This is a genomic window from Aurantiacibacter sp. KMU-128, from assembly GCF_056933515.1.
In genome coordinates, this window is the sequence record NZ_JBXORT010000001.1 from 1,886,591 (window position 1) to 1,903,231 (window position 16,641).

12 protein-coding genes are annotated in these 16,641 nt (G+C 60.0%); 5 read left to right on the top strand and 7 right to left on the bottom strand.

All coding sequences use genetic code 11. The annotated features are described in order from the left end of the window. Positions 1–5: 5 nt before the first annotated feature. From ACS0VV_RS09320 to ACS0VV_RS09340, 5 genes are all read right to left on the bottom strand, one after another. On the bottom strand, positions 6–818 hold the full coding sequence (locus tag ACS0VV_RS09320; RefSeq protein ID WP_483532438.1) for an alpha/beta fold hydrolase: 813 nt from the start codon (positions 816–818) through the stop codon (positions 6–8). 18 nt (positions 819–836) lie between these two features. Continuing rightward, positions 837–1,385 carry a VOC family protein gene (locus tag ACS0VV_RS09325; RefSeq protein WP_483532439.1) on the bottom strand — a complete coding sequence of 183 codons (549 nt, stop codon included), beginning with the start codon at positions 1,383–1,385 and terminating at the stop codon, positions 837–839. Positions 1,386–1,480: 95 nt separating this feature from the next. Further along, a complete protein-coding gene (locus ACS0VV_RS09330) occupies positions 1,481–3,667 on the bottom strand; it encodes a TonB-dependent receptor (RefSeq protein WP_483532440.1) in 2,187 nt (728 codons plus the stop codon). A 134-nt stretch (positions 3,668–3,801) separates the two neighbouring features. Continuing rightward, positions 3,802–4,617: an IclR family transcriptional regulator domain-containing protein gene (locus tag ACS0VV_RS09335; RefSeq protein ID WP_483532441.1), complete on the bottom strand. Its 816-nt coding sequence runs from the start codon at positions 4,615–4,617 to the stop codon at positions 3,802–3,804. A 2-nt stretch (positions 4,618–4,619) separates the two neighbouring features. After that, entirely contained in the window at positions 4,620–5,756 is a 1,137-nt protein-coding gene (locus ACS0VV_RS09340; RefSeq protein WP_483532442.1) for a CaiB/BaiF CoA transferase family protein, read from the bottom strand. Positions 5,757–5,847: 91 nt separating this feature from the next. Between ACS0VV_RS09340 and ACS0VV_RS09345 the strand changes: the two genes are divergently transcribed. The 5 genes from ACS0VV_RS09345 (at position 5,848) to ACS0VV_RS09365 (ending at position 12,048) form a co-directional block, all read left to right on the top strand. After that, on the top strand, positions 5,848–6,630 hold the full coding sequence (locus ACS0VV_RS09345) for a citryl-CoA lyase (protein ID WP_483532443.1): 783 nt from the start codon (positions 5,848–5,850) through the stop codon (positions 6,628–6,630). 290 nt (positions 6,631–6,920) lie between these two features. After that, positions 6,921–8,177, top strand: a complete 1,257-nt coding sequence (locus tag ACS0VV_RS09350) for a sugar MFS transporter (protein WP_483532444.1) — start codon at positions 6,921–6,923, stop codon at positions 8,175–8,177. Next, positions 8,177–9,010: a class I mannose-6-phosphate isomerase gene (locus tag ACS0VV_RS09355; RefSeq protein WP_483532445.1), complete on the top strand. Its 834-nt coding sequence runs from the start codon at positions 8,177–8,179 to the stop codon at positions 9,008–9,010. Before ACS0VV_RS09350 ends, ACS0VV_RS09355 begins: the two co-directional genes overlap by 1 nt. A 32-nt stretch (positions 9,011–9,042) precedes the next feature. Further along, on the top strand, positions 9,043–10,650 hold the full coding sequence (locus tag ACS0VV_RS09360; RefSeq protein WP_483532446.1) for a sulfatase family protein: 1,608 nt from the start codon (positions 9,043–9,045) through the stop codon (positions 10,648–10,650). 72 nt (positions 10,651–10,722) lie between these two features. Further along, the gene (locus ACS0VV_RS09365) at positions 10,723–12,048 is read left to right on the top strand and encodes an ROK family transcriptional regulator (protein WP_483532447.1); all 1,326 of its coding nucleotides are present in this window, start codon (positions 10,723–10,725) and stop codon (positions 12,046–12,048) included. A gap of 36 nt (positions 12,049–12,084) precedes the next feature. On the opposite strand, the gene ACS0VV_RS09370 is transcribed toward ACS0VV_RS09365, so the two are convergent. Beyond that, entirely contained in the window at positions 12,085–13,020 is a 936-nt protein-coding gene (locus ACS0VV_RS09370; RefSeq protein ID WP_483532448.1) for an ROK family protein, read from the bottom strand. A gap of 22 nt (positions 13,021–13,042) precedes the next feature. Further along, positions 13,043–16,438, bottom strand: a complete 3,396-nt coding sequence (locus ACS0VV_RS09375) for a glycosyl hydrolase 2 galactose-binding domain-containing protein (RefSeq protein ID WP_483532449.1) — start codon at positions 16,436–16,438, stop codon at positions 13,043–13,045. Positions 16,439–16,641: the final 203 nt, after the last annotated feature.

Sequence of the window (16,641 nt, forward strand, 5' to 3'; positions counted from 1 at the left end):
CGGCTCTACGCACCGCATTTGTTCAAGAAATCCCGCACGATAGCGTTAAAGGCTGAGGGATTGTCGCAATTGGCGAGGTGCCCTGAACCTTCCACTTCGCAGTGCGAACCACGCGCCACCGTTCCGGCCAGTGCCTTGGCACACGCCCGCCGCCATGGGCTGTCCCCCGCTCCGGTCATCGCTAGGCAGGGTGTGGACAGACCCGCCAGCGCCTCCCCCGGCACGCCCGGCAACGCCGATGGAGCCAGCAGATCCCGCCCCTCATATGCGGCGACAATCTGTTCCAGCAGACTGCGCATTTGCGGATCGGCGCATTGCATCAGCGGGTGCCGCATCCAGTCGCTGCGCAGGCTTTCCAAATCGCCCGCCTTGGCCCAATTCTCATATTGCGCCAGATCAAGCTCTTCGTCCCGCTCAACCAATGCGGGCAGAGGTGCACCGGAAACAATCAGACTGCTGAGCCGCGATGCATGGCGATGGGCATAAACGAGCGCAATGGCCGCGCCTTGCGAGAGGCCAAGCAGCGCGAACCGATCGAACCCGAGAAAACCTGCAATCGCCTCGATATCATCGGCCTCACGCGCCAGATCGGGCGGCGCGGTGGAGCGCCCGAAGCCGCGCCGGTCGGGCATTACCAACAGATGGCTGCGCGACAGTTCGGCCACTTGCGGCAACCACATCCGCCAATCCAGCGTCCAGCCGTGCAACAGGATGAGCGGTGGCCCTTCTCCCGCCATGGATATCGGCACGATGCCGTCGCCGACAGCAACTTCAGCGTGCCAGACCATGTCCAGCGCGCCGGGCGCAATGGTGACCATGGCGCCCATCCGGCGGTGTCAGGCCGCTTCGGCGGCGCGGAACGGATTGTTGTTTTCGTGATTGCCCGCCAGCCAGCGCGCCAGATCACCATGCGCATTGGCACGGCGTTCCGCATCGAGCGGCTCGGCGCGCGGATCATCATGCGTGAATTCGATGATCATGCCGTTGGGATCGGTGACATAGACCGAGCGGCAGTAGCCGTGCTCCAGCGTGTAGGTCTGCGGTTCGGTAATCCCGGCATCGCGGATACGCTTCTCGATCTCGTCCTGCCCGTCCTTGTCGACATGCAGTGCGATATGGTGGAACGGGGTCGAGGGAATCTCGGGCCCGAATTCCGCCTGATCTGCAGGATCGGCGAACTGGAAAAAGGCGAGCGCGCTCCCATCGGCCAGCTCGAAGAAGCAGTGGCAGTAGGTGCGCTCCTTGCCGAACAGCTCGTCCTTTTCGCAATAGGTCGCCATCAGCGGGAAACCGAGCACGTCTTCGTAGAAAGCGCGCGTGGCTTCCAGATCCTTGGTCGTATAGGCAGTGTGGTGGAGACGGTTTGCAAGAATTTTGCCGGTCATGACAGCTTCCTTGTTAAGTTGAACACATCAATTGATGGCGGAATCGGCGGGAGGATACACCTTACTGCACCCTCCCGCCAATCCGCCCCGCTAGGTCAGAAGCGGTAGCCTACTTCGACGCCGTACCGCGCCGGGCGCGCACGGAAAACGAAGCCGCCGGGCGAAAACTCGGCGTTATACGTCTCGTCGAACAGGTTCTGCGCAAAGGCGGTGATCGAGAAATCGTCGAACCGCAGGCCCGCACGGGCATCGACGATGTTCACCGGATCGCGCACGGTGGTGTTGAACGGCTCCCACCAGGTGCGGCCTGTGCGGCGATAATCGACGCGCAGCAGCGCATCGATAGAGTCGCTGATCGGCCCGTCATACTGCACCCCCAGATTGACCGTCGAGCGCGAGATTTGCGGCGCTTCGTTGCCGATGACAGTCGGATCGGGAAACTCTTCGATATTGCTATAGGTCACGCCCCATGCGGCGTTCACGTCGAGATAGGGCAGGATTTCCGCCGTCGCTTCAAGTTCGAAACCCTGCAGGCTGACTTCGGGAATATTGCCGAGGTTCTGCGTAGAGGATGCCGCCAGAAACACGAAGAAATAGCTGTTTTCCGACGTGGTTGAATAGGCTGCGCCGTTCAGGCGGAACGGGCCGAAGTCCGATTTGAAGCCCAGCTCGAACGTATCGGCAGTTTCCGCTTCGAAAATGTCCCCGACGCCGACAATCCCGTTGGCCACCGCTTCCGCGCCCACGCCCGTCTGGTTGAAACCGCCAGAACGGAAACCGCGGCTGTAACCGCCATACAGCGTCAGTTCGTCGGTCGGTTCATAGGTGAGCGTGATCTTCGGCTGCCAGTCATCGAAGGTGCGCGTGCGCACTTCGCCGCTTTGCGCCTGCGGGACGCCGGGCACGACTGGCAGGAAGGCCTGCGGGGTCAGTGTGGTCTGCTCGCGCCGGTCACGGTCATAGCGCAGCGAGGCGTCGATGCGCAGCTGTTCGGAGATTTCATATCCGGCATTGGCAAAAAGCGCCCATGCGAAATTGCTCTGACCGTCCGACAGGAAGGTGAATTGCGGGTTGAGCGGATTGGTCGAGGGCGTGCGGAACACCGGGAACACCCCATTGCCCGTGTCGACCATATTGCCCGTAGAGATGAAGCGTTCGGTATCGATCAGGTAGCCGCCGACCATCCAGTTGAACCGGCGTCCGTCATCGGGCGAGGCAAGGCGGACTTCCTGGCTGAACGCCTCCACATCGAGGAACTGCGCCTGGTTGAGGTCGAACCCGTTGCCGGGGCCGAAGATGGTCTCGAACAGGTTGAAGAAGAACGAATCCTCGATCGGCAGGAAGTCGAACGCATCGCCAGTGAGGATCTCCTCCAGCGTGTCATACGAAGTGACCGAGGTGAAGACGACATTGTCGCCTTCATACTCGGCGCGCAACGCGACGTTGTAAATGTCGCGGTCGTTCTGGCCCGGATTGTTCACCCGCACATCGGCGATGTCGTTCACATCGGCGACGATGTTGTAGTAGAGTCCCTGCGTGCGCAGCTGGTTCATCGAGCCGCGCAAATCGATGGTGAAACGGTCGGTCGGCTCGAACAGCAGGCTGCCGCGCAGGCTCAGATCCTGCACCGGATCGGCATCTTCGCCAAGGAAGGTGTTCTCGATAAAGCCGTCGGTTTCATACCACGATCCCGCCACACGGAAGAACGCGCCTTCGCCCAGCGGGCCGCTCACCCCGCCGCGGAGGAAATAGCCAAAGCCATTGTCGATCCCGGCGGTGATATTGCCCTCAAAGCTGCTGGTCGGCTGGCGAGTGGTGATAATGATCGCCCCGCCAATGGCGTTGCGACCATAGAGGCCGCCCTGCGGCCCCTTGAGCACTTCGATCTGCTCGATATCGAACAGATCCTGGTTGAATTGCGCGGGGTTTACTTGCTGTACCCCGTCTACAATCACTGCGACCGAAGGCTCGGAATTGCGGTTCTGGGTAATCCCGCGAATGATAACGAAGGCGTTGCCCGCATTCTGCGTTTCGACGAGATTGACGTTGGGCGTGAGCGCGATGAAATCGCCCGGGCGCTGGATACCGGCGTTCTCGATCGACTCAGCGGTGAAGGCAGTCACGGCGGCGGGCGTATCCTGCAGGCTTTCGTCACGGCGCAGCGCGGTAACGACAATGGTGTTGCCGTCAGCTTCCGCCTTTTCGCCGGTTTCCGGATCAGCCTGCTGCGCAGCGGCGGGCACGGCCCACAGGGCGGCAGCGCCAAGCGCAATAAAACTCACAAAAGTAGAGTCCAACGTCTTCATTTCACTCTCTCCCGAACGGACGCGTGTGCGCGCCTCTGTGGAATCACTTCTCTGGACCGACGCAGCGAATATGAAATTCGTAATGCGAAGTCAACTTCGATATGCGAAAACTATGGTTTGAGCGACGCCTCAAGCGCGGGCCAGCGTTTGAGTGCCCCCTCAATCTCGCTCGCCGCACCGCGCAGCAACGGCAGACGGGTGCGCACAAGTTCATCCTGCGAAATGCGGGTCGTGGAGGTGGAACAGTTGATCGCGGCAACCACCTTGCGCTCGCGCCCGTAGATCGGGACAGCCACCGAGACGATGCCGTAATCCAGCTCGTCGAGTGCCGAATCATACCCCCGCTCGGCAATCAGCACGAACCGCTCCTCGATGGCAGCGCGGTCTGTCACCGTGCGTTCGGTGAACCGTTGGTAGGGCGCCTGCGCCAGCAGCTCCTCGCGCTCTTCAGCGGGCAGATTGGCTGCCATCGATTTGCCGAGCGAAGTTGCGTGGAAAGGAAATCGCGTGCCCACATTGGCCGCCAGCCGGAACCGGCGGTCGGTGGAAACGTGTGCAACATAGAGGATCTCGTTGCCCGCCAGCACCGCCAGCGAGGCGCTGTCGCCGGTCTGGTCACGCAAATGCTGGAGGGCCGGATGCACCACCTGCTCGATCTGCATGGAGGCAAGAAAGGCAGACCCGATCGTCAACACCGCCGGACGCAGCAGGAATTTGCGTTCGTGCTGCGCGACATAGCCAAGTTCGAGGAAAGTCTTGAGACAACGCCGGGCCACTGCGGGCGGCAAGCCGGTTTTTACCGCGACTTCACTGAGGGTCATTTCGGGATCGTCCTCGTCAAACGCCTTGAGCACGCGCATCCCGCGTTCCAGTGTGGACAGAAACTCCGGGTCCTTGGTGGCCGGATGTTTTCCCTCAAACCCCATGCTTAATCCCTCCTGCGTCCGCAAATTTCCTCATCACCCTCGCCCAGCACCGGCGGCGCTGTGACTGTTTGTGCCCGCTCGCCATCGAAGCTGAGCGGCGAGCGGATGGTGCGGAATTCCCCGTGTGGCCCATCCGGATCGCACACTTCGATCCCCAGATGCCGCGCCTGTTCGCTGTCGAGCACTTCCCGGGAGGTGCGCACGGGCGAATTGGGCACTTCCAGCCGCGTCAGCTCGTCGGCCCAATAGGCGCGCGGCTTCGTCGCAAAAATCGGCGCCAGGAACGCGACGACATCCTCATAATGTGCAATCCGCGACTCGCGGTTTTCAAAGGCGGGCAATTGCAGCATATCGGGCCGCCCCACCGCGCTGGCGAGATTCTCCCAGAATTTGGGCGGCGAGGACATATGCAACGCCAGCCATTGGCCGTCCGCGCATTCGAAGACATAGCTCTGCGATACGTGCGGGCGGCTGTACGGCCCCATCACTTCATCGGCGGACAGCAGGTGGGTGAAATCATCGAGATTGAAGTGGCACATCGCTTCAAACATGGATGTTTCGACCGTCCGCCCCTTCCCCGTCGTGCCGCGCTCATGCAGCGCGGCGAGGATGCCGAGCGCGGTGTAAAACCCTGTCATCGCATCAGCGACCGCCGGACCAACGACGCGCGGATGTTCCGGGTTGACGAACAGGCGCAGAAATCCCGAGGCAGCCTGCGCAACGGTGTCAAAAGCGGGCCGGTCACGATCCGGGCCGGAGCTGCCAAAGCCTGAAATGGAGGCGTAGATCAGCCGGGGATTGATCGCCTGCAAGCGTTCTGCGCCGACATTCAGCCGGTCGGCCACTCCGGGGCGGAAATTCTCGATAAACACGTCCGCATCGGCCACCAGCCGGTCAAAGATGGCGAGATCGTCTTCCTGCTTGGGATCGATAGTGATGGAACGCTTGTTGCGGTTGTAGGTCTGGAAGTGCGGGCTGTAGAGACCGCCTTTGAAATTCCGGAACGGATCGCCCATGCCGGGCTTTTCCACCTTGATGACCTTGGCACCCAGATCGGCCAACAACATCCCGGCAGCAGGCCCGGTGATGAAGGTGCCCATTTCGAGCACTGTGATATCCTGTAGAGGCTTGACCGGCATCCGCTTTTCCCGATTTGACACTTGACTTTGCGGGAGGCATATATTCTTCGCATACCGAAATCAACTTCGTTTAGCGAAAAGGAAGTCCGCTATGCGCATTGGCAAGCAGGATAACGCCGTCACCTCAATCTGCACTTCGGATGCCACCAGCATCACCGTGCGCGGCCTTGATCTGTGTAACGACGTGATCGGCAAAGTCGACTTCACCAGCTATTTCTGGCTGCTGGTAACCGGCACCATGCCCGATGCACGGCAGAAACTGCTCGCCGACGCTGTCCTGTGCGCGATTGCCGAGCATGGACTTGTGCCCAGCGTGGTTGCAACCCGCATGACCTATGCCGCCGCGCCCGAGGCCTTCCACGGCGCGGTCGCCGCCGGACTGCTCGGCTGCGGGTCCGTGGTGTTGGGCAGCGCCGAAGTCGCGGGCCGCTTCTATGCCGCCTGTATCGAACGCGCGCGGGCAGAAGATCTAAGCTTCGAGGAAGCTGCCCGTGTCGGCATCACCGAATTGCGCGCAAGTAAGCAGCCCATCCCCGGATTTGGTCATCCGCAACATTCGGGCGGGGACCCGCGCGCACATCGTCTGCTAGCGATTGCCGAAGAACAGGGCGTTGCCGCCGATTATGTGCGGATGCTGCGCGCGATTGAGACGGTATTACCCGACACAATCGGGCGCTGCCTGCCGATCAATGTGAACGGCGCGATCCCTGTTGTCATGCTCGACGCCGGTTTCCCGCTTGCAGCTCTCAAGGGCATATCCCTGCTCGCCCGGACCGCGAGCCTGATCGGCCATTTGCAGGAAGAAACCGAACGTCCCATCGGCTTCATCATGAGTGGCGCTGCGGCTGCGCGGATAGAGTATGAGGAAAGCTAGGGTTCGCCGCCCCACTCCGCTTCGAAACAAGGCCGCGCACGGATCACCCAGCGTGATCAGCAGTGTTCGATATTAAATAAAACAAATTTCTTTACTATTGAGCTCATCCCCGTTACGAATCCCCGAATGTCGCCTCTTGGAAGAGCTGTGTCTTACCGGCTGGCAGGCGAACGGGAACCGGGCCGACGTCAGATTGGCGAAGAGGGGAGAATGCGAATGCGCCAGAAGGCAGAGTATTGCATAGGTGGAGCGCGTCGATGAAGGCGGCAAACACTTCTGCCAGTACGCAAATGGCATTCGCATCGGTCACCACGCTGTTCTTTGCGTGGGGCTTTATCACCTCGCTGCTGGACCCGCTGGTCGCCGCGGTGAAAGGGATTTTCGACCTGACCGATGTCGAGGCGCAGCTGAGCGCCTTTGCGTTCTTCATCGCTTATGGCGTGATGAGTCTCCCGGCAGCAGCCCTGCTGGCGCGACGCAAATCGGTTCCCACCGTTCTGATCGCACTCTCGCTTATGATTGCAGGCTGCGCCCTGATGCTCCTCGCAGCCAATGTCGCTGTCTATTCGCTGATGCTTCTCGGTCTCTTCACGCTCGCCAGCGGGATCACGATCCTGCAAGTGGCCGCAAACCCGCTTGCAGCAGCGCTCGGTCGCCCCGAAGGAAGCCACTTCCGGCTTACCCTTAGCCAGGCCTTCAACAGCCTCGGCACCTTCATAGGCCCCTATCTTGGCGCCGCGCTGTTCCTCAAAGGGATCGAGATCAAGGAAGGCGAGGAAGTTACCGAAGCGGCGCGCGCTTCAGCCCTGATCGGGATTGACTTCGCGTTCCTTTGGATTGGCGTACTCATCCTTGCGCTCGCGACTTTCATCTGGTTCACGCGCGACCTCATCACCAAGGCCGCCCCAGCGGAACCGGAAGTTTCCGGCAAAGGTGTCTTCGCAATGCTTGGCGAGGCAGCTTCATCGCGCTGGGCGCTCCTTGGCGGCGGGGCAATCTTCCTTTACGTCGGCGCCGAAGTGGCCATCGGGACGCAGATGGCGTTCTTCCTCAACAGCGATGATGTTCTTGGGATTCCGCTGGAACAGGCAGGCAAGATGGTCAGCCTGTACTGGGGTGGCGCGATGGTAGGGCGGATCGTCGGATCGGTTCTGCTGACCCGCGTGCCGGCGACAAAACTGCTCGCGATCTTTGCCGGTATCGCTGCGATCATCTGCCTGGCCATCGCAGGCTTTGGCGGCCCCGTTGCCGGTTACGCAGCCCTGTGCATCGGCCTCTTTAATTCCATTATGTTCCCGGTGATCTTTACGCTTACCCTGGAACGATCGACTGCCAGCAAGGAGGCGACTTCGGGCTTCCTGTGCTTCAGCATTGTCGGCGGCGCGATCTTGCCACTGGTTGTTGGTCTGGTGTCCGGCGCGACGAGCTATGTCACTGCCTTTATCGTGCCCGCGGTTTGCTACCTACTGCTGCTCGGCTTTGCCTTTGCCGCCCGCCGGGCAGAGCCGATCCGCGCGGGTGGAGTTGCAGCGGTCGGGGGGCACTGATGGAAACGCTGGCAAGAGCCCGCAAGCTCTCCTCGCATGCCGTCGAGAAGGTTTGGGGTCGTCGTGATTTCCCCGCAATCTTTGGCAATCCGTCAGACTTCGCGGAGCCTGTTGGCGAGATCTGGTTTGAAGACGAGCACGCCGACGAACTGCTGATTAAATACCTTTTCACCTCGGACAAGCTTTCGGTCCAGGTACACCCTTCGGACGAGCAAGCACGCGCCGTTGGCCAGCCAAGAGGCAAGACCGAAGCCTGGTTCGTGCTCACGGCCGATCCCGGCGCGACCATTGGCGCAGGGCTTCACCGGGCTCTCACTTCGGAAGAACTGCGCGCAGCGGCGCATGATGGCAGCATCGAAGAGCTGTTGACCTGGCACCCCGTCAAGCCGGGCGATTTCTTCTTTGTACCTGCCGGCACAGTCCATGCGATCGGCGCGGGCGTCTCGCTGGTCGAAATCCAGCAGAACGTCGATCTCACCTATCGCCTGTATGATTACGGGCGGCCACGCGGCTTGCAGATTGAGGAAAGTGTCGCGGTCTCGAACGCTGAGCCATTTGTTCACACCGCCAGCCGCAAGATCAGCGATAGCCGCGAGATTCTGGTCGAAGGGCCGAAATTCGTGATCGAAAAATGGACCGGGCCGTGCGCGGAAGATTTGCGTGCTGATGCCGAGCACCCAATCTGGTTGATCCCCATCACCGATGGCTGTCAGGTGGCTGACCAAGTCATGCTGCACGGGACTGTTTGGCTTGCTGATAATACGATTGAGGTTCGCTTGGGAGAAAGCGATTGTTTGCTGGTCGCCTATGCGGGAGACTTGGCGATCGCATGAGGAATTCTGGAATGACTTGCGAGGAAAAGACCATGAAGCCCCAAAGTATCCGTAGCGAAGGGCTAGCACGGAAGCTGATCAACTTCATTTGCGCGCTTGCCATAACCCTGCCAACACCGTTGGCAGCACAGTCCAGCGTGCCGTCGACAACGCGCTCTACCCGGCCCAACATCGTCTTCATCCTCAACGACGACCAGCGCTACGATGCGATGGGTTTCCTCGATCCTTCGCTGCAGACGCCGAACATGGACATGATTGCGCGTGAAGGTGTCCACTTCCGCAACGCCTTTGTCACTACAGCCCTGTGCAGTCCCAGCCGGGCCTCGATCCTGACCGGGCAGTACATGCACAATCACGGTATAGCCGATAACAATATCGTCTTCCGCGAAGGTACCTTCTTCTTCCCGCAGGCCTTGCAGCAGGTGGGATACAACACCGCCTTTATCGGCAAATGGCACATGGGCGGGCACGGGGATGATCCGCAACCCGGCTTTGATCGGTGGATCAGCTTCCGAGGCCAAGGCAACTACCTGCCTGACGATGGCAATGGCGGCCCGCGCCATACGCTCAACATCGATGGCGAGCGTGTCGAGCAACAGGGCTACATCACCGATGAACTCAATGATTTTGCTCTCGATTGGCTGTCCGAGCAGGACGATGACACGCCCTTCTTTCTCTATCTCAGCCACAAGGCAGTGCACGCCGACTTTATTCCGGCAGAGCGGCACCAGAACCTTTACAGCCCGGACAGCATCGTCCTGCCCGACAGCATGGCGGACACGCCCGAGAATTACGAAGGGATGCCGCGCTGGGTGCGCGACCAACGCAATTCGTGGCACGGGGTTGACTTCCCTTACCATTCCGACCTGAGCATCGTCGATTTCCGGCTGCGCTATAATCGCACGCTTGCTGCGGTCGACGAGGGAATTGGCGCGATCATCGAGGAACTGCGTGACCGGGATATGCTGGACAATACCATCGTGGTGATGATGGGCGATAACGGCTTCCTGTTCGGCGAGCACGGAATGATCGACAAGCGCAGCGCTTATGAAGAATCCATGCGCGTACCACTGATCGCATTTGGCGGCGGTATGCGGGCAGGCCGCGTGGTGGATGACATGGTGGCAAATATCGACATTGCACCGACTTTCCTTGAGCTCGCCGGGGCCGCAATACCCGAAGGGACGCAGATCGACGGAATGAGCTTTATGAACCAGCTTATGGGCCGTCCCACTCCCTCCCCCTGGAGAACGTCGCTGCTTTACGAATATTACTGGGAATACAATTATCCGCAGACCCCGACTACCTTCGCACTGCGCGGCGAGCGGTACAAATATATCCAGTATCACGGGGTATGGGATACCGAAGAGCTGTATGACCTGCAGAACGATCCGCGCGAGATGAACAATCTGATAGACGATCCAAGTCTCCGGCATATCCTCAGGCAAATGCGGCGTGACCTGTTCGCGAGTCTTGATCCACAAAACGGTCGGTCCTTTGTAACCTTTACCAACCGCACCGAGGAGGGCGCCGTTCTGCGCAACCGCAATGGTTCAGGTCCGGGAGCATTCCCCGAACGCTGGATGCGCAATCCCGAAGAGATAGAGCAGATCGGTGGCGAAGGCGGCGGGGGGCACTGATCCCTCTCCGTCCATGCGAGCACCTTCGCGGAAGAATTTGGATATGTGGAGACTCCTGATCGGTTGTATCGGATGAACAAGATCGGCATATACCGGCGCGAACTTTTGCGCTCGAGGCCGAGAACCCATTCGCTTGCCTCCCAACCGGGGTCATTCAAAATTCCGAACGGTGATTCACATAATCCCAAAACAAGGATCACTTCGGATGACCGGGTGAGCCTTTTGAGTTCAGGGCTTTCGGGGACCAATCTCGAAACGGGCAGCACGCATAATCTGCGCGTGACGCTTCAGGCGATCCGGCTTAACGCGCCGGTGACCAAAGTGGAGCTTGCGGAGATTACCGGGCTCACAACGCCGTCGATCACCAATATCACGCGGAAGCTGCTTGCCGATGGCCTGATTAACGAGGGCGGTCGGCGTCGCGGAGGGCGCGGGCAGCCGGCGATGGAACTGACCACCAATCCAGACGGTGCCTATTCGGTCGGCATAAATATCGACCGCGACCATATCACCATGGTGTTGCTGGACTTTCTTGGCAGGGTGCGCTTCATCGTATCCAAAGAAGTGGCCTTCGCCATGCCCGATACAGTAGCGGCTTTCGTCGATGAGAATATGGAGGCCATCCGCGCGTCGGGCGAAATCGACATGGCACGGATAACCGGAATCGGCGTTGCCATACCGGATGATTTCGGTTCCACCGATTTGCCGGCGCGCCCTGAGGACTTTGAAGTATGGGAAACCGTTGACCTCTCGCGTTTGCTTGGCAAATACAATCTTGAAATCTTCATTGAGAACGATGCTACTGCAGCGGCTTTCGGGGAGCTCCAGTTCGGCCACGGGCGCGTGGCGCGAAACTTCTTCTACATCCTCATCAGCGCCGGCCTTGGCGGCGGACTCATCGTGGATGGCCAGGCGGTTCGTGGCGCCACCGGTCGGAGCGGTGAGATTGGCTTTCTCCCGGTGGGCAAGGCTCGACGAAAAGCGATTAGCCTCCAGGATGTGGTGTCACTTTCGGGCCTTTTCTGGCACCTTGGCGAAGCGGGTTATCCCGATACTACGGTGAGCAGCCTCGGCCAGCTGGAAGGGAAGTTCGCGGAAGAGGCCGTAGCCTGGACAGAAAAGGCCGCCGAGTTGCTTTGTGAGCCGCTGCTGGTGATCGATGCGGCGATGGATCCGGATGCAATCTTCATCGGCGGGCGGCTGCCGGCCGCGCTCGTTGATATGCTGTGTGAACGTCTGGCAATCAAAATCCGCCAACAAGGCGCTTCAATGCCTTCGAGAGCCCCTGTGCGCCGCGCAGCTTTGGCAGAAGACGCAGCCGCGATGGGCGCGGCGATCCTGCCGTTCACCAGCCGGTTCCTTCCGTCGCGTTCCGGCCTGATCAAGGCAGAAGCCTAAAGTCAAGCGACAGACTTGGCCGATCACATCTGCCGATCACATGGCCAACCGCAACTTGCCGGCTGTCTTCGCTCCTACAACTCCCACAGCAAGCGCGATCGGACCGAGCGGTCCGGCGAGTGCGCCCAGGCTGGGCGGCCCGATATATTCGTCGAGATCGTTCATCTCTTTGGATGCCATGTAGCCCCTTACGCTGCGTTCAAATTCGCGCCGGATAATCGGGAACAGTTGCGGCTGCTGGGTGATAACGCCGCCGCCCACAAAGATGCGTCGCGGTGTCGCGATCATCACGAGATTGTGCAGCATTTGTGCCACGGCATGGCCGACATAGTCCCACACCGGATCATCTTTCGCCAACTGGCCAGGATCGCCCAAGCGTGTGCGGGCTTCAATCGCAGGACCTGCGGCAAGCCCTTCGACGCAATCGCCGTGATAGGGGCATTGTCCTTCCCAAGCATCGCCCTTGACCCGGCCGATGCGCATATGGCCCGCTTCGGCATGGCCAAAGCCGCCGAGCGACTTGCCATCGCAGATCAGACCAACGCCGACCCCCGTTCCTACAGTGACATAGGCAAAGTCTTTCAATCCGGCGGCAGCGCCCCAACGCATCTCCGCTAGCGCGGCGCCGTTGACATCGGTGTTCAAGGCGCAGGGCACATCGAAGCCTTCGCTGAGCGTCCGGGCAACTTGTACCCCTGCCCAGCCAGGTTTGGGTGTCTGGCCGATTTTGCCCCAATCGGGAGATTTGGGATCGACTTCCAGCGGGCCGAATGCCGCAATCCCGAGCGCTTCAAAAGAAGCGTCGGCATCGAACCAGCGCTGCAGGATCGTCTTGATCGCGGGCAGGCATTCGTCGGGCCCGGTCGTGGGCACGCGCTCTTGCTCAAGGATCTCCCCGGATTGTGTCGCGAGGACACAGACGCACTTGGTGCCGCCGAGTTCGACGCCCGCAAAAAGAGGTTCCTGCTTCATCGTCAGTCCTTTCCCGTTGTCGTCAACGTTCAACCTCTATTGCTGTGGTCACGACGTTCCAGCCGTTCACATCGATACGGCTTGGCACGGGGCCATCTGCAGGTGAGCGAATGGAAAATTCGCGCGATTCTCCGGGAAGGAGCGAGACATAGTTATCGCTCCAATACGCCGGAAGGATCCGCGCGCCATCCGCGCCCCGCAATGTCAACTTCACCATAAGCGTCGGAAAGTCGCTGGTGTTTGTAATCACCGCACGCGTCTCGAATTCCGCATCGCCCAGAACACTTTGCGCTGTCACCGAAACGACCGCCCGCTCCATATCGGCCATGCGCCGTTCCGCTGCGGGGCTACTTGCGTGCCAGTAGAAGTTTTCGCTCAAGAGTTGGCCCTCAGGATCGAACAATTCGAGGCGGGTCAGCACAACTGGCGCTTCGTCGAACACAGTTTGCGGAAATACCTCTCCCAGCACGGTGGAGGACAAAGCCGCCGCATTCACAGCTATCGTGCGGTCACCAAGCACCTCGCCATCGAGTGCAAAATTGCGGATGCGTACACTGCCACCCACAATGGGGCCGGCAAGGCTGTTGACCACGGCCACCTGCATATCCGGCAGGTTGACCTGTACGTGGACCGGCTCGCTGCCGCTGCGGGTGCCGAAGAAAGCGGCGTGGGTGTCGTAATCGTAGCTGTAAATTTGCCACGCAGTGCTCGGCCATGCCGGATGGGTCATCCACAGCAGACGTCCACTGTTTGACGTGAACAGCCCGGCGTTCATCCCTTCGAAAATGGCACGGTGCGCCTCATACTGCATAAGCTGGGCCCGGCGCTCGAACTCCTCGAGGCTCACAGGCTCACCAAAGCGATTGTTCATCGCGTTGATAAAGGGAACGACATTGCCCGCGCGGCCCTGATGCCAATCGTGATAGGCCCAGGTATCGCTGATCGGCCAGAGGTCCTCTTCGGGCATCATCTCCCTGAAGGCCTCGATCGTGGGGAAGGACGGTGTTCCCACTTCGGTGGAGAAGCCGCGCGCAATCCGCGTGAAGTAGGCTTCCGGTCGCTGGTAGTTCCATGGTCCGCTGCCGGACATATGAACCTGTCGCGAATTGGGCAAATAACTGCGCGTGCCGTCAAGCAACCGCGTCAATTCCTCCATTCCCGTGTTGAGCACGGGCGGAGGCACGCCTTCATTGCGGCCAAGCCAGAGAACAATGGAGGCATGATGGCGATAGCGGCTGATCGTGTCGGCCACGTTGTCGAGGAACAGCGCGGTATCGCCCGGTTCGGCGTTGTGATCCTGCGTTGAAAGCCAAAAATCGTTAATCACCAGCAGGCCGTATTCATCGGCTAGTTCGAAGAATACCGGCTCGGTATTCTGTCCCATCCAGTTCCTGATGGTATTCACATTCGCCTCTCGATGCAGGCGGAAGAACGGCTCCATACGCTCACGCGGCACGCGTTTCATCCAGTCGTCCATGCCCCAATTGCCGCCGCGTACCGCGATCGGCACGCCGTTGACGCGGATGACAAGATGCGGGGCAAGTGTACTCTCGGGAGCACGCGCAAGTGCCGCGGAGGCGTCGATTGGCGTCGCAAGCGTAACAGCCCAGCCGCCTTCGACCTGGCGAATACCCTCATGCGAAATATCGAGCAGTTGTTCCCCAGAACCCCGCGCAGGAGCGACCCCGACACGCTGCAAGGCTTCATCGGCATCGACTAGCGAGAGGTCATAGGTGACCTCACGAATGCCAAAACGAATGTCACGGGTATCAGAGAGGCTGCCACCGACGCTCACCGAGAGCGCAAGCTCATGCAGCACTGCTTCGCCATAGCCGTTGGGCCACCACAGCTGCGGGTTGGCAATGGTGAGCTGCGAAAATTCGCTCGGCGCGAAGATCACCGTCTCGCTCCCGCCGGGTTGTAGCTCCACCGCCTTCTGCAATTGCACTGCGCCGAAGCTGGCGCTGACTGTCACCGTCTCAGCAGAAGTACCCTCATTGAGGACCGGCACTTCGAAAGTCAGTTCGGCAAGGTTATTGTCCGGATTGGGCAACACCGTGCGGACGTGCGGGTCGCCGATGCGAACTTCGCCTGTCGCCGATAGAATCACGTCTTGCCAGATACCGGTATTGCGATCGCGCACGCTGGGTATCCAGTCCCAGCCTTGGCTGGCACCGAAGGTCGGCCCGTCGATCATCATCATCCCGCCGTTTGCGCCCGGCCCCGCGGTCAGCGATTCCTCATGCGGCAAATCAGGATGCGGCGGAGGCGAGACACGAACTGCCAGCGCAATCGTGTCACCGGCTTGATATCCTTCGGGAAGCGCAAAGCGGCCGCGGATGAAAGCTCCGGTAATGTCGCCAAGGCGTTCACCATTCACCCAGATTTCAGACGCATAATTGATGCCTCCAAACTCAATCGAATGATTGTTGCGCGTATCGTCTGCAGGAATGGTGAATTCGGTGCGATACCAGTAATCCTGCCGGTTGAGGCGCTCAGGAATAAGCAGATTGTTCAGCCCATAGGCAGGGTCAGGATAAACCGCGTTATCGACATAGGTGGTAAGCACCGTTCCCGGCACAGTTGCGGCCATCCAAGCGGCATCATCATAGCCCGGGCGGGAGATTGCAGCGGCTTCGCTGTCGGTTTCCGGCGCGGCGATGAGACGCCAGCCACCGATGCGCCATTGACCCGTGGCTACAGCGGCGAGCGCCGGCGTCGATGCAGGCGGCTGAGCGGCGTAAACCGGAGCATCATTTGACCTGCTCACGGGCAAGGTCAGCGGATCTTGTGGCGCGTCCATTCCCATGTGCTGGCGCACCTGCATCGGCCAGTGCGGACTGCCGTTCGCGAAAACGATCAGCTCATCCACCGGTTGGTTCCACGCGATGGCGGGACCATCGGCTATTGATCCTGCCCAAAGCGTAAAACTGGCGACCGCCCCCTCGAAGCGCCCAACTCCAACGCCATCTGGCGCAAGCACAAGTGCTGTTGCAGGGCCAGTTGGCGTCATTTGCCGCGTTACCGGCGTCTGCTCTCCAAGCTGCAGGCGCATCTCATGCGAAGAATAGGTCAGAGTAACCAGTGCCCACTCGCCCGGAACGATATTGCCAGACCGAACAACTGGCGCGTTATCGGCAGTGGCATAGACCCGCCCGTCCCTGACGCCGAGCTCGACAAGCCGCCGCCCTCCTTCATCGACGAGCGCGGCAATCGACTGCGTCTGTCCAGTAGGCTGATCGATTCGCACCCAGCCCCTCATGGTCCAGGCAGCGTCCACCGAAAAAGGCGTTTCGATGTCCCTGCGAATTTCGAGAGCGATTGGCGGAAACAGGGCGTTCACCGGGCCAGCAATGGTCTGCCGGGCAGCCACTTCCTGCGCAGCCGCGCCACCTCTGCCGTCAAACAGTGCAGTCAACACAAGCAGCGTTACCGCACATATCCGAAGCCAGTGCATCCCTATCCCCTCTTTCCCGCGACACTGCCGCCTTTTTATAAATTCGTTTTTGTAAAGAAGCGCGGTGATTGGTCAAGGGCAAAGTGACCCTCATCGGTCATGCCAGCGCAAATGCAGACTAATTTGTGCTGTTTTTTAGCTATTTGCTGGATAGCCTTGCCACG

Bases quoted from the DNA above. Each gene is read 5' to 3' on its own strand.
- ACS0VV_RS09340 (WP_483532442.1), bottom strand. From the start codon at position 5,756: ATGCCGGTCAAGCCTCTACAGGATATCACAGTGCTCGAAATGGGCACC.
- ACS0VV_RS09320 (WP_483532438.1), bottom strand. From the start codon at position 818: ATGGTCACCATTGCGCCCGGCGCGCTGGACATGGTCTGGCACGCTGAA.
- ACS0VV_RS09345 (WP_483532443.1), top strand. From the start codon at position 5,848: ATGCGCATTGGCAAGCAGGATAACGCCGTCACCTCAATCTGCACTTCG.
- ACS0VV_RS09370 (WP_483532448.1), bottom strand. From the start codon at position 13,020: ATGAAGCAGGAACCTCTTTTTGCGGGCGTCGAACTCGGCGGCACCAAG.
- ACS0VV_RS09350 (WP_483532444.1), top strand. From the start codon at position 6,921: ATGGCATTCGCATCGGTCACCACGCTGTTCTTTGCGTGGGGCTTTATC.
- ACS0VV_RS09325 (WP_483532439.1), bottom strand. From the start codon at position 1,385: ATGACCGGCAAAATTCTTGCAAACCGTCTCCACCACACTGCCTATACG.
- ACS0VV_RS09365 (WP_483532447.1), top strand. From the start codon at position 10,723: ATGAACAAGATCGGCATATACCGGCGCGAACTTTTGCGCTCGAGGCCG.
- ACS0VV_RS09355 (WP_483532445.1), top strand. From the start codon at position 8,177: ATGGAAACGCTGGCAAGAGCCCGCAAGCTCTCCTCGCATGCCGTCGAG.
- ACS0VV_RS09335 (WP_483532441.1), bottom strand. From the start codon at position 4,617: ATGGGGTTTGAGGGAAAACATCCGGCCACCAAGGACCCGGAGTTTCTG.
- ACS0VV_RS09360 (WP_483532446.1), top strand. From the start codon at position 9,043: ATGAAGCCCCAAAGTATCCGTAGCGAAGGGCTAGCACGGAAGCTGATC.